The 12,160-nt window shown below is 43.3% G+C and carries 12 protein-coding genes; 5 read left to right on the top strand and 7 right to left on the bottom strand.

Going from position 1 to position 12,160, the window contains the following annotated elements; translation table 11 throughout:
* Positions 1-60 precede the first annotated feature (60 nt).
* From CJ305_RS15590 to CJ305_RS15580, 3 genes are read left to right on the top strand one after another with little or no spacing between them, the layout of a single operon-like run.
* Positions 61-780: a glycosyltransferase gene (locus CJ305_RS15590; RefSeq protein ID WP_099647222.1), complete on the top strand. Its 720-nt coding sequence runs from the start codon at positions 61-63 to the stop codon at positions 778-780.
* Positions 773-1,402, top strand: coding sequence for a lipid-A-disaccharide synthase N-terminal domain-containing protein (locus CJ305_RS15585; protein WP_099647221.1), 630 nt, complete (start codon positions 773-775; stop codon positions 1,400-1,402). Before CJ305_RS15590 ends, CJ305_RS15585 begins: the two co-directional genes overlap by 8 nt.
* Positions 1,399-3,039 carry an ArnT family glycosyltransferase gene (locus tag CJ305_RS15580; protein WP_099647220.1) on the top strand — a complete coding sequence of 547 codons (1,641 nt, stop codon included), beginning with the start codon at positions 1,399-1,401 and terminating at the stop codon, positions 3,037-3,039. Before CJ305_RS15585 ends, CJ305_RS15580 begins: the two co-directional genes overlap by 4 nt.
* On the opposite strand, the gene CJ305_RS15575 is transcribed toward CJ305_RS15580, so the two are convergent.
* From CJ305_RS15575 to CJ305_RS15550, 6 genes are all read right to left on the bottom strand, one after another.
* Positions 3,040-3,957, bottom strand: coding sequence for a PorP/SprF family type IX secretion system membrane protein (locus CJ305_RS15575; protein ID WP_099647219.1), 918 nt, complete (start codon positions 3,955-3,957; stop codon positions 3,040-3,042).
* Complete coding sequence (locus tag CJ305_RS15570) at positions 3,954-5,402, bottom strand: gliding motility-associated C-terminal domain-containing protein (RefSeq protein WP_099647218.1); 1,449 nt, start codon at positions 5,400-5,402, stop codon at positions 3,954-3,956. Before CJ305_RS15570 ends, CJ305_RS15575 begins: the two co-directional genes overlap by 4 nt.
* Positions 5,403-5,466: 64 nt before the next feature.
* Positions 5,467-6,867, bottom strand: a complete 1,401-nt coding sequence (locus CJ305_RS15565; protein WP_099647217.1) for an MptA/MptB family glycosyltransferase — start codon at positions 6,865-6,867, stop codon at positions 5,467-5,469.
* A 147-nt stretch (positions 6,868-7,014) separates the two neighbouring features.
* Positions 7,015-8,487 (bottom strand): cellulose synthase family protein, encoded by a 1,473-nt coding sequence (locus CJ305_RS15560; protein WP_099647216.1) that lies wholly within the window; start codon positions 8,485-8,487, stop codon positions 7,015-7,017.
* Positions 8,487-9,176 carry a glycosyltransferase family 2 protein gene (locus tag CJ305_RS15555; RefSeq protein ID WP_099647215.1) on the bottom strand — a complete coding sequence of 230 codons (690 nt, stop codon included), beginning with the start codon at positions 9,174-9,176 and terminating at the stop codon, positions 8,487-8,489. Before CJ305_RS15555 ends, CJ305_RS15560 begins: the two co-directional genes overlap by 1 nt.
* Positions 9,176-9,646: a toxin-antitoxin system YwqK family antitoxin gene (locus tag CJ305_RS15550; RefSeq protein ID WP_099647214.1), complete on the bottom strand. Its 471-nt coding sequence runs from the start codon at positions 9,644-9,646 to the stop codon at positions 9,176-9,178. Before CJ305_RS15550 ends, CJ305_RS15555 begins: the two co-directional genes overlap by 1 nt.
* A gap of 157 nt (positions 9,647-9,803) precedes the next feature.
* On the opposite strand from CJ305_RS15550, the gene CJ305_RS15545 reads away from it, so the two are divergent.
* A complete protein-coding gene (locus CJ305_RS15545) occupies positions 9,804-10,685 on the top strand; it encodes a hypothetical protein (RefSeq protein ID WP_223248894.1) in 882 nt (293 codons plus the stop codon).
* 41 nt (positions 10,686-10,726) lie between these two features.
* Complete coding sequence (locus CJ305_RS15540; protein ID WP_099647213.1) at positions 10,727-11,725, top strand: fasciclin domain-containing protein; 999 nt, start codon at positions 10,727-10,729, stop codon at positions 11,723-11,725.
* A gap of 207 nt (positions 11,726-11,932) precedes the next feature.
* Here the strand turns inward: CJ305_RS15540 and CJ305_RS15535 are convergent, their stop codons facing one another.
* Positions 11,933-12,145, bottom strand: a complete 213-nt coding sequence (locus CJ305_RS15535; RefSeq protein ID WP_099647212.1) for a PLDc N-terminal domain-containing protein — start codon at positions 12,143-12,145, stop codon at positions 11,933-11,935.
* Between the last annotated feature and the right edge of the window lie 15 nt (positions 12,146-12,160).

Below are 12,160 nucleotides of genomic sequence, written 5' to 3'. Positions count from 1 at the left end.
TCAACAATCTTTAGATTTGCCTTAGAAGTATTGCTTATTTTCGCGTACTCATTTTTTACTATGACCTATCAACTTACAGTAGTCGTGCCGGTATACAATGAAGAAGATAATTTGCTTCGTGTAGAACAGGTGTTTAAAGACTACTTTAAAATAGCAGACGTTCCTACACAGGTTTTATTTGTCAACGACGGCTCAAAAGATAACAGTCAGCAGCTTATCGAAGAAATTTGTAAGCGCAGCAGCGGTTTTCAGTATATATCCTTTCAAAAGAATTGTGGGCTCAGTGCAGCGATCAAAGCCGGGTTTGATTATACCGAAACGCCATTGGTAGGTTATATTGACAGCGATTTACAAACCACTCCTGAAGATTTTAATATACTGCTCAAATACATTGGCGAGTACGATTTGGTTACCGGCCACCGTGCCGATCGTAAAGATTCTTTCGTAAAAAATATGTCGAGTACGATTGCCAATAAAATTCGGCGTGCCTTTACCCATGATGGGATGGATGACACCGGGTGTCCGCTTAAAATAATAAAGACAGATTACGCGCAGCGCATTCCTATGTTTAAAGGTTTGCATCGCTTTTTGCCAGCGATGATTATGCTTCAGAATGGCAAGACCATTCAGGTACCCATTCGCCATTTTCCACGTATTGCAGGTACAGCTAAGTTTGGGCTGTGGAACCGCCTCATAGGTCCGCTCATCGATTGTTTTGCTTACCTCTGGATGAAGAAAAAGTATATTAATTACCAAGTGGGCAAGAAGTCAAATGCATAGTCCGTTCTGGATATATACCATCGGGTTTTTGGCCCAGCTGATGTTCAGTGGGCGACTCATCATACAGTGGTTTTTATCTGAAAAGCAAAAGCGCGTGCTTACACCTTCAACTTTTTGGTGGCTGAGTCTGGGTGCTTCCTTTTTGCTTTTCGTTTACGGCTATTTGCGGGATGACTTTGCGATAATGCTGGGGCAAACGCTGACCTATTTTATTTATATCCGCAATCTGCAACTGCAGGGACAGTGGGTGAAATCGCCCAAAGCAATCCGCTGGTTTTTATGGATTTTCCCCGTGCTTATAGTGATTTACGGTTATAACAACGGCGATTACGACGTAGACAAACTGTTTAGAAATGAGAATATTCCACTTTGGCTATTGCTTCTGGGCAGTATAGCCCAGGTAATTTTTACCCTTCGGTTTATTTATCAGTGGATTTATTCCGAAAGGAAGAAAAAATCAAGTCTGCCTCTAGGATTCTGGTTGTTGAGCCTCGTAGGCGGACTCCTGATTTTAACCTATGCTATTTTACGCCGCGACCCGGTACTTTTCGTAGGACATTTAATGGGTGTTTTTATCTATTTTAGAAATATGCGACTCTCAATAGGAATTGATAAATCATGAACATTCCTGAAAAATATTATCCTGTTCTCCTCGTAGCGGTTTGCCTGCTGTTGTTTTTCCCGCATCTTGATGTGCTATATGCAAACATTATGGAAGCGCGTAACTTCAATACCGCCCGCGAAATGCTGCATTTTAACAACTGGGTGTTTACCACGATGAATGGCGAAGCGCGTTATGAAAAGCCGCCATTACCCACCTGGCTTGCCGCTTTTTCGGCAGCTGTTTTTGGGTTGACAAAACTCTGGGCATTGCGTCTGCCATCAGCTTTGATTACCACAGTTTTGGTTTTGTTTAGTTATACGCTTTCGCGAAAGCGTCTTTGCCTCACGGCAAAGCAAAGCTTATATGCAGCACTTATTTTAGCGACTTCGTTTTATGTGCTTTTCGCAGGGCGAAATGGTACCTGGGATATTTTTGCTCACAGCTTTATGCTGGGAGGTATCTACTTTTTATTCGCATTTTTCACCGAAACTAACCGCAGATATAAAAACGCCATCCTTACCGGAATTTTTATAGGCCTGTCGTTTATGAGTAAAGGTCCTGTAAGCCATTTTGCGCTGCTGCTTCCATTTTTGATTGCCTATGCATGGGTTTATAAATTCAGGAGTTTTAAGAGCAGGATAGCGCCTTTTACGATGCTTCTGGTTGTTGCTTTGGTGTTTAGTGCCTGGTGGGCGCTGGCGATCTATTTTGGCGATTCAGACACGGCACAGTCCATTGCAGATAAGGAGTCGGCTGCATGGGCTAATCACAATACCCGTGCTTTTTACTATTACTGGAGTTTTTTCACGCAAAGCGGAATTTGGACGGTTCCTACGTTTATAGCCTTATTGTACCCCTATTTAAAATCCCGGGTTTCAGATCTAAAGGTGTATCGTTTCAGTCTGATCTGGACGCTGGTTGCCGTGGTGTTGCTTTCGTGTATCCCGGAAAAAAAATCAAGATACCTGCTTCCTGTGCTTATTCCGCTGGCGCTTAATACGTCTTTTTATATGGAATATCTGGTGCGCTGCTTTAAAGTGCTTACCGATAAACGCGAGACGTATCCGGTTTATTTTTATTTCGGTCTTTTAACGCTTATAACTTTACTTGCAGGACCTGCAGTATTATATCTTTTTGCTTCTGATATACAAACTACAGACTGGCTTTGGTTTGCTCTTTTTCAGCTGAGTATGGTTGCCATTGCGCTCGTTTTTATTCGAAGCTTAAAAAGCAAAAGGATTGAGCCTGCGTTCTATTCGGTGGTTGCCATGTGTTGTGCCATCATCACCTTTGCCTTTCCGCTAGTGCGTTTGACCTATACCAATCCCGATTACCGCGAGATTGCACTCGTAATTGAGCGTTATCAGGAAAGCGGAAACCCGCTTTATTATTTGACCAACAGCTCCCCGGAATTGATTTGGGATTTTGGAGAACGGCTACCGGTTTTAATTTCTGAAGGCGAAAGAGAATTACCCGAAGCCGATAGTTTTTACGTAGTAGTCGAGAAAGATCGGGTTGATGTTTTAGAAGAGCAACTTCCGGAATATAATCTGGAGCTCACCGAATGCTACGACGGTAACATCACTTCAAAAGCAGATCGCAATTACAAATCGCGGCGTATAGGCTGTATTTATAGAGCTACTTTAAAAAAGTAATTAGTTGTAGCCTTTTCCAAAACGTACGCTTAAAACCAGGCCGTGGGTTGGGGGTAAGGGTGTTTCTCGAAGAGGTAAGGTATAATTATAAATAAGCCGTAGGTTGTTGAATAAATAAACTCCTGCGAGCGCATTTACTGCAGAAGAGGTGCGGTAACCGCCCCCAAACTCCACCTTGTTTTTATAGTTTACGATAAGATTTAGATCTACGGAAAGTGGTGCCCCCGGTTCATACCGGATCAAGGTATTAGGTTTGATTTCCAACTCATCAAAAACCCCGGTATATATGCGGTATCCTGCATAGGCGTAAGCCACAGAATTGATGCTGATCGCATCATCAGGAGCAAGCGCATTGCCTAAAAGGTTAGGAATAGAAAGTCCCGCATAGATTTGATCACGATTGAATAAAATACCAATCCCTAAGGTAGGTATGGTTCCGTTTAAATTTTGTTGAAATTGAGGATCATCAGTGATGTTTAGCGATTGTAAATCTTCAGAATAATTCAATAATCCTGCGGATATACCAAACGAAATAATATTAGGATTATAATTGTGATAGCGGGGAGCCTTTGCCTGTTGTCCGAAATAAAGTTTATAGGCGTATGAGGCAAAAGCATTCGTTACTGCGCTTACACCTATTTGATCCCTTATAAAACCGCCTCCCAGACCTACCTTTTGGTTGTTTAAAGTAAGATTTAGTGTAGCATTTAAACTGGATGGAGCACCCTCAATTCCGCTGTAGCTGCTCTGATTGGAAAGCGTAAATTCACTGTTCGCATAATAACCCGAATGAGCAGGATTAAGCATGATCGTATTGTAATTGTATTCTGAAAAGACAGGCTGTTGTTGCGCCTGCATTACTTTATAAGAAAAAGTAAAAACCAACAGAGCCCAGAACGTAAGGTTTTGAATTTTCATCGCTTGAGTACTATAAATCCTGTTGCAGGTTCCGTGATTTCAGGATTTTCTGAAGTGATTCTAAAAAAGTAGGTGCCTTCAGGTAAATTACCGGCTCCGGTAGTCGTTTTTCGGTTGGCTAGGCCTCTGAATACATTTTGCGTGTTATCGTAGTTGGTAGTTTCAAATACCAGATCTCCCCATCGATTGAAAATTTGAACGGTATTATTGGTATAGCGATCCAAATCTTCAATTTCCCAAATCTCATTGATACCATCGCCATCAGGTGAAATACCATAGCGAGATTTTGCCTTGGGACCTGTGGGTTTTGATCTAGTGCCGGTTGTAAAGGAGGTTTCAAGACAATCTGAAGCAGCACCACTGCCGTAGCCCGGAGTTAGGGTCACGTAAATACGTGTATTTTCGGGTAATTCATTTATAAATTCAAAACTTGTGCTATTTCCCACGTTTACCAGATTTAGTATTTCACCACCACCGGAGCTGGTACCTACAGTCAGGAGATAACTCACTACCTCAGGAACGGGGTCCCAGGTTAACAAAGTAGTAGTCGAGACAGCCGTTGCACCGTTTTGTGGACTTTTTAATTCAGTACATTCAAAACTAATGGGCTCATTAGGATCTTTGCGGGTCCTAAATGTTTGTATACTGCAATCCTGAGCTTCTCCGGAAGAATTATACGGGGTGACTTTTACGTAAATGTCAGTGTCATAGGGCAGGGCTTCACCCAGAAAAAAGGTGTCTGAATTTCCCACATTTCGATTTTGCACGTAAGAAGTAGCTTCCGGATCAAGACCCATAGAAATCAGATAGCCGGTCGCAGAGTCTATTCGTTCCCAACTTATGGTTGCGGTTATAAATGCATTGGTTGATCCCGGTCCGGGATTGGTAAGCGTTGTACACTCTGGTGGTTGTGGGGCACTGCCGGTAGTGAAAGACTCCTCAGTACAGCCGGCAGCACTCCCTGAACTGTTATAGGGAACAATACGCACATAAATTTTGGTAAAGGCCGGTAGATTTTCCGGAAACTGAAAGGTATTACTGCTTACATCCTGAGCGTTTACCAAATCTGTACCTCCGCTGGATGTACCAACATAAAGTTTATATCCCGAAGCGCCTGCAGCCACCCCCCAGTGAAGCGAGGCACCTACTCCTACATTGGTCGTCCGATCTGGCGGACCCAGCAAATTGGTGCAGGATGGTGGGTTTTCTTCTTGGAGGATAGCAATTCCTGTAGCGGAAGAACGATTGTTTACTGAATGATTATATGATGTTACGCTATCGGATAAATCTCCTGATTTAGCCAGAACAAAACCGGTTGCTGAGGTGGTGTCAATATGGAGAATAGCCTCCTTTGGACGATCAACCGGGACGGTGCTTTGCTCCGGAAATACATTTAAAATGAGCAAAGCAACAATTCCTGAAAATCGATGTAGATAGGTGTTCAAAGCAAAAGTTTATTTTCAAATAGATTGAATATATAAAAATAGCTTTTCCCTGATCCTTAAAGTGTTAAACTAATTTGTTCTTTCTTTTTTGTGCAAACTCCCAAATCATAAAACCTGTCAGGATGAGATACTCCAGGGCGACAAGCCATAGGTTTTCTTCTACTCCTTCGGGTTTATAGGCCGAATAGCTCAGCATCACTACAAAACTCCATACCATCGCAAAGCGAAAACGTGTAAAAACCGAGAGCAGTAGGGGTGTAGCGATGTACCAGGGATGCACGGTGGTAGAGAGCATAAAATAAGCCGTGCTGCCCAAAAGTAAGACGCCAAATAAACGTGGCGTAGTGTCGTTTTTCCGCAAAAAACCAAGCAATGCCAGGATGCCGATAACCACGAGCGGCAGAATTTTACCTGAAGTCGCAATAATATTATAACCCTTTACCTGAAAGCCAACCCAGCGTACGAGGTAGTAGATACTGGCGTTAAACTCAAATTTTTGAAACCAAAGCGCAATTGTAGCCGTAAAATGTTCCAGCAAAGCTGAATTTAAAAAGGGAAGAAAGCTTAAGGCAAAGACTAGAAGGACCACAACGTAATAGCGGCTCAATCGCCAGAGTGATTGAGCAAAGTTGTTTTTTAAGTAGTGGCAAAAGTGTTGCGATTCGCTTGAGTGTTCAGTGGGTCTGATCAAAAATTGAAACAAAAGGGGAAGCATCATAAGCGGCAACAACTTTACCGAAATGGAGAGCGCCAGTAAAACGGCAGAAAAAAACCACTTCCCGGAATGCAGTAAATAAAGGGCGGCCAATAAAAAAAACAGCATGATCCCTTCAAAATGCAGGTTGCCGGTAAGTTCGATCACAATAAAGGGATTGAGCACATACCAAAAAATCTGATGCTGTGGAAGCTTTAGTACTTTGAGCAGCTTGCGGCCAAGCCACAAAACACCCAAATCTGCAGCGATGATGCACAGGCGTAAAACCACTACACCGCCAAAAATCGATTTGCCGGCAAAGAAACCGGCCAGAGCAAAGAAAAACTGGTTTACCGGCGGATAGTTTGAATAATGCTGCCGGCTCAAACTGCCCATTCCATTTAGGAGTTCGTTTGCCTGTGCTACGGGCAGGTTTCCGGTTAGTACCCATGCGTCAGGAGTTAATAGGTATGGGCTGAGCCCCTGAGCCATGAGTCGGCCATCCCATAAAAAACGGTAGAAATCCTGGGATAAATTCGGGATAGCAACCAGAAATACCAGTCGTACCAGAATTGCCAAAACCATCAAAGTTTTAAAATCAATCTTCAAGAGTTGAATGAGCTTAAAGCTTATAAAAAATAGACCTGCATAAAGCGTGATGAGTTTTATGAAATCACTGCGTTCCAGGTCGTAAGCAAAAGCTGCGTAAAACGCCAGAAGACTCAGAACGAGCAGAAGCTGAATTTTATAGGCTTTTAAAAGTTGAAGCATACGTATGGCACATGAATGTTCAAAAATAGGTTTTTAATACCTGCGCCAGCGATTGCAGCGGCATCCTTTAGGGCTGTGAAGCCCTAAAGATAAAGCGGAAAGCGCGGTGTTTGCGGGCCAAAAGCCCGAAAACAGGCGCCCACATAATCAAACCCGTGAAAAAATAGACTTAAAAGCGACAAAGCCAAAGCCTGCAAATAACATCAGATGGAACAGGATGAGACCAAAATCATTCAATTGTACGGCGCTGTAGATGGCAAAGCCAAAGTAAAGAAAGAGCAGGGTTTCCAGTAGCGTGTTGAGCGAAAGGCTTTTTTTGAGGTAGATGTTTGATTTCCAGTTATCGCCCAGTTTACTGATGTTGAATTTGGGCGTACGTATAAACTCTGATTTTTTCCCGAAATGCCCCTCTAAAACGGCCAGTGAGTTGTGCACACTAAAGCCCATTGCTATCGAGAAAAAGGTAAAAAACATCCCGATGTAGTTGACGAAATTCTTAAAACCGCCGCCGTGTATGCGCTTATAAGTAACCCAGTAGCAACCAAAGAAAATAAGCGTACTCAACGCAAAACCGGCGATGACATTGAAGTAACCGCTGTACGCGGGATTGTTGTTTTTGATATAGAGCACCGGGACGCTCAGGATTGCGACCAGCAAAACCAGCAGAAACATACTGCTGTTGAGCAGGTGAAAAAAGCTGTGAAATTTAGTCTTAAAGGAAACTGTTGGGTCTTTAAGCAAACGGCCGTACAGTTTCTGAAAATTTTCTGCCGCGCCTTTGTTCCAGCGGAATTGCTGAGAACGCGCCGCACTAATGGCAACCGGAAGTTCGGCGGGTGTTTCTACATCAACCAGGTATTTAAAATCCCATTTTTTGAGCTGAGCGCGGTAGCTGAGATCGAGATCTTCGGTAAGGGTGTCGCCCTGCCAGTTTCCGGCATCAAGGATGCAGGTTTTACGCCAGATGCCCGCAGTACCGTTGAAGTTGATGAAGTGATGCCCAAAATTGCGGCCTACCTGCTCCAGCACAAAGTGAAAGTCTAATGCAAATGCCTGAATACGCGTTAGCAACGAGTAATCGCGATTTAAGTGAGCCCAGCGGGTTTGTACCACACCGATGTTTTCATTTTTAAAATAAGGCACGGTCTTACGCAGCCAGTCTGCGTTTGGCACAAAATCGGAATCAAAAATTGCGATAAATTCGCCTTTTGCAATCTGTAACCCTTCTTTGAGCGCGCCGGCTTTAAAACCGCTACGGTTGGTGCGGGTGATGTGGGTTATGGGGATTCCGGCATTTTTTAAAACTTCTATTTTCTCGCGGGTGGTTTCGAGACTGGCGTCAGTAGAATCGTCAAGCACCTGAATTTCGAGTTTGTCTTTAGGATAATCCAGTTTCGCGATGTTGTCGAGCAGACGCTCCACGACGTAGAGTTCGTTATAAAGTGGGAGCTGTACGGTCACAAAAGGAACTTCCTTGGGATTGTTCAAATCAAAAACCGGAGCATCGTCTGTTTTTTTGCTGGCCTTGAGGTAATTGATGAGCAGGTTGAGCTGTGCCAGACTGTACAGGAAAATAACTGCCAGCGCAAGAGTATAAATGATGATGATTGCGGTTTCCATTATTTAAAACTGTACTTAAAAATCCAACCCAGAATTTTTATACCGGCAAATATAGCACCTTTAACGGTTCCCGAAACTTTAGAGACGCCTATGCGATTGCGGTATTTTACAGGGATTTCTACATAACTGTAGTTTTTGCGCAGGGCCTTAAGCTGCATCTCGACCGTCCAGCCGTAGGTCTTGTCTTCCATATTTAGAGCCAAAAGCTTGTCGTATTTGATGGCGCGAAAAGGTCCCAAATCGGTAAAACGGGAGTTGAAAAACCAGCGCATCAGCGTAGTTGCGAGCTTGTTGCCGAAGCGCTGCGGGAAGGTCATACTGCCACTTTCACGCAGGTGTTTTACCCGGGCGCCAATAACAAAATCCAGGTCTTTTTCAATAATGGGAGCCACCAGTTCCTTGAGTTGCTCGGGATAATCGCTGTAATCCCCATCCAGAAAGACCACGATGTCTGGCTTTTCAGATTTGGCAGCGATATAGTCCATTCCCTTCAGGCAGGCATAGCCGTAACCGGCTCGGTTTTCTACCAGCACAGTGGCACCTGCCGCGGCGGCCACGGTTTCGGTAGCGTCTGTAGAATTGTTACTCACTACGATGACTTCGCTTACGAGGTCTGGAATATCGCCCACAACCAGGCCTATAGAGTCTTCCTCGTTAAAGGCCGGTATAATTACGTTGATGTTATACATTAAAAGCGGGCGTTAGGATTGTCTTTTTTAAACTGTGAAACACTGGTCCAGGAGCCGGTAAGAATATCATTTTTATAGCGTTCTGCCTTAAAAAGTGTCCCATTTTTATAGATTAAGGCATAACCCTGACGGCTGCCGTATTTGAACTGTACTTTTTCTGAAATGCCGCCCGGTTTGTGAAAAATCCACCAGTCTGCAGCCTCATCATTTTTATAATGCCCTTCTTTAAGCAGTTGCTCGTCTGCTGCGTAAAAGTACCAATATCCATTCTTTTTATCATCGGTAAAGGATCCTTTGGCATTAAGGCTTCCATTCGTATTGTAAAAATACCAGTAATCGGTTTTTGATTCATTGAGCAACCAACCTTCGGCTTTAAGGTTTCCGTTTTCATAGTAGGTTTTGCTGTAGTGTTTTCCGCTTTGCGAAAAGCCTACCGCACATACTAAAAGAATTACCAGTCGTAAAATCATTTGCCGTTTTTAAGTCGAATGAATAAAAAGTACCTGACACCCGGTGTGAGGCATTAAGTATACGAGAATAAAGCGCTTTTGGTTCTTTAACAAAACATTAAGAAAACCGGCGATGCGTTTCCAGCGTATGTGTTGCTGTAAACCAAAAACAAAAAAGATGAACTTAAATTTACGATTGCTGGCAGGTGCGCTTTTAATGCTTCCTGTTACGATGCTTGCCCAGAGTCCGGTAAGCGGCTTTATGAAGGCGAAAGGAGAAGGGAGCATTACAGCCTCTTTTTCTTCGGAAAAATACGATGAGGTATTTCTGGTACCACAAAAGGTAGACGGTGTGCCGGTTTTTAACGAGGTGCAGACCACCAGTTATTCCTTATATGCGGAATATGGAATTTCAGATAATTTCAATTTGGTATTTAATCTTCCGTACATCAAATCTGAAGGAGAAGCTACACCTGAAACTTTAGATAATCTAGGTTATGAAAACGAACGCAAAGGGGTACAGGACGTGAGTCTGTATGCGAAATACCGTTTTGCTTCTACCGCTACTCCTAAGGGAATGATCAATTTTATCGCTGCGGCGGGTATTGAAACACCATTAGGTGATTACCGCGCAGATGAAGGCCTACAGTCTATCATCGCGATAGGTAACCGTTCTACAGACATCACCGGTCTTGCGATTGCAAACTACAAGCACAACAACGGGATTTTTGCCACCGGGCAAATAGGCTATAGCCTGCGCAGCAACAGCGTTCCTAACGCATTGTTAAGCGAACTCAAGCTGGGTTATGCCGCTTCTAAATTCTATCTGGACGCGTATATCGCCAATCAATTGTCAGACGACAGCGGTGTGGATATTTTGGGCGAAGGCTTTAACGGATTCTTCCCGGCAACTCGTGTAAACTATACCCGTATCGGCTTTAATGCGTATGTGCCCGTTTATAAAGGCATTGGTGTTTCCGGCGGATATGCTAATTACATTGAAGGGCGTAACCTGGGAGATGCAGACGGTTTTAACTGGGGTATAACCTATTCGTTCTAAGATCGATACCGATAATTAATTTCAATAAAACATAAAATATTATGAAAAATCTATATAAATATACCGGTATCGCGCTTGCGTTTTTAGGTACCGTTTTGACCACTTCGTGTGAGACCGACTCGGCTTATGAAGATGAGCCGGCGTCAATTGCAGCTATCGCTGTAGCGAACCCCGCATTTACCACGCTTGAAGCCGCTGCGGTTTTAGGTGATGTTGCGGTAACTTTGAGCAATAGCAATGCAGGTGATCCTTCAGGAGACTTTACCGTTTTTGCACCTACAGACGATGCTTTTGCACGTTTGGGATTAGAAGAAACCACTTTAGGTGTTTTACAACAACCCTTCTTAAAAAACACCTTGTTGTATCACGTTTCTAATGGAAACTTATTGAGTAGTTCAATCAATGATGGTGGTACAGCTTCTTCGTTACTGGGGCCTACACGTCGCTTTATCAACCGTGACGGTACGCTATACATTAACGGTTCAGAGATTTTGGCGACCGATATTTCGGCTTCAAATGGAACGGTTCACGTCATTGATAAGGTGATGATTGCTTCGGGTGCTAATGTTGTTGAAACCGCTTTGGCATTACAAAGCGCTTCAGTATTTAAAAATCCTCGACTTACTTACCTAGTAGAAGCTGTTGTGTATGCTGAACTAGCTGAGGCATTGAGCAATCCTGCCGCGAGTTTTACGGTTTTTGCTCCAACAGATCAGGCTTTTATTAACCTGGGTACTGCCTTAGGTTTAACATTTACCCAGCCTTCAGATATTAGACAACTGGATAAAGATTTAGTGACTGCGGTTTTATTAAATCACGTTTTTGCAGACGTAAGTGCCGGGAAGTTTACTTCGGAACTAAACGCAGGGACTTATGATGCTTTGGGTTCTGATGATATTACCCTCGGAGCGTTTACAGATGGAGTTCTAAGCGTTAGTGGATCAGGTAATGCTGCGCCCGCAAATATGGTAATCCCCGATGTGCAAACCACAAACGGAATCGTACACGTGATTGATCAGGTATTGCTGCCCAACTTATAATGTTGTTTAAGTTTTGATTAGAGGAAAAGCAGGGACTTCGGTTTCTGCTTTTTCTTTTGGGTTCAATTTAACAGGGATTAGAAAACCGAAACAAACATTCATCCGTAAATGAAATAGATAATGTTTGTTTAGTATTGATTTGTTAGAAAAGGCGTGGGTGGAGATCTGCGCCTTTATTTTTTGCGCTTTCGCGAAAGCTTTACAGCGCTAAACCCGTTGCTTTCTGCCCATAGCGAAATACAGGATAGATCCTATGATGTTGAAGAACAAAACAACCAGCACCCAAATGATCTTATCGTTATTGCCTTTAAAGTCGTTCCGCAAAATATCGATCAGCGCGATAAGGGGTAAGATGAGCCCGAAAACTCCCAAAATGAGGATTAATAAAATTTGCCAGGGGCCTACCATTCCTAATATCATAATTCGTTTTTTAGG

Source organism: Leeuwenhoekiella nanhaiensis, from assembly GCF_002744755.1.
In the GTDB taxonomy this organism is placed as follows: domain Bacteria; phylum Bacteroidota; class Bacteroidia; order Flavobacteriales; family Flavobacteriaceae; genus Leeuwenhoekiella; species Leeuwenhoekiella nanhaiensis.
This window is presented reverse-complemented; position numbering and strand designations above follow the sequence as displayed.

What these genes read in the sequence shown, in the direction of transcription:
- CJ305_RS15590 (WP_099647222.1), top strand. Translation starts at nt 61, where the DNA reads ATGACCTATCAACTTACAGTAGTCGTGCCGGTATACAATGAAGAAGAT.
- CJ305_RS15585 (WP_099647221.1), top strand. Translation starts at nt 773, where the DNA reads ATGCATAGTCCGTTCTGGATATATACCATCGGGTTTTTGGCCCAGCTG.
- CJ305_RS15580 (WP_099647220.1), top strand. Translation starts at nt 1,399, where the DNA reads ATGAACATTCCTGAAAAATATTATCCTGTTCTCCTCGTAGCGGTTTGC.
- CJ305_RS15575 (WP_099647219.1), bottom strand. Translation starts at nt 3,957, where the DNA reads ATGAAAATTCAAAACCTTACGTTCTGGGCTCTGTTGGTTTTTACTTTT.
- CJ305_RS15565 (WP_099647217.1), bottom strand. Translation starts at nt 6,867, where the DNA reads ATGCTTCAACTTTTAAAAGCCTATAAAATTCAGCTTCTGCTCGTTCTG.
- CJ305_RS15560 (WP_099647216.1), bottom strand. Translation starts at nt 8,487, where the DNA reads ATGGAAACCGCAATCATCATCATTTATACTCTTGCGCTGGCAGTTATT.
- CJ305_RS15555 (WP_099647215.1), bottom strand. Translation starts at nt 9,176, where the DNA reads ATGTATAACATCAACGTAATTATACCGGCCTTTAACGAGGAAGACTCT.
- CJ305_RS15550 (WP_099647214.1), bottom strand. Translation starts at nt 9,646, where the DNA reads ATGATTTTACGACTGGTAATTCTTTTAGTATGTGCGGTAGGCTTTTCG.
- CJ305_RS15545 (WP_223248894.1), top strand. Translation starts at nt 9,804, where the DNA reads ATGAACTTAAATTTACGATTGCTGGCAGGTGCGCTTTTAATGCTTCCT.
- CJ305_RS15540 (WP_099647213.1), top strand. Translation starts at nt 10,727, where the DNA reads ATGAAAAATCTATATAAATATACCGGTATCGCGCTTGCGTTTTTAGGT.
- CJ305_RS15535 (WP_099647212.1), bottom strand. Translation starts at nt 12,145, where the DNA reads ATGATATTAGGAATGGTAGGCCCCTGGCAAATTTTATTAATCCTCATT.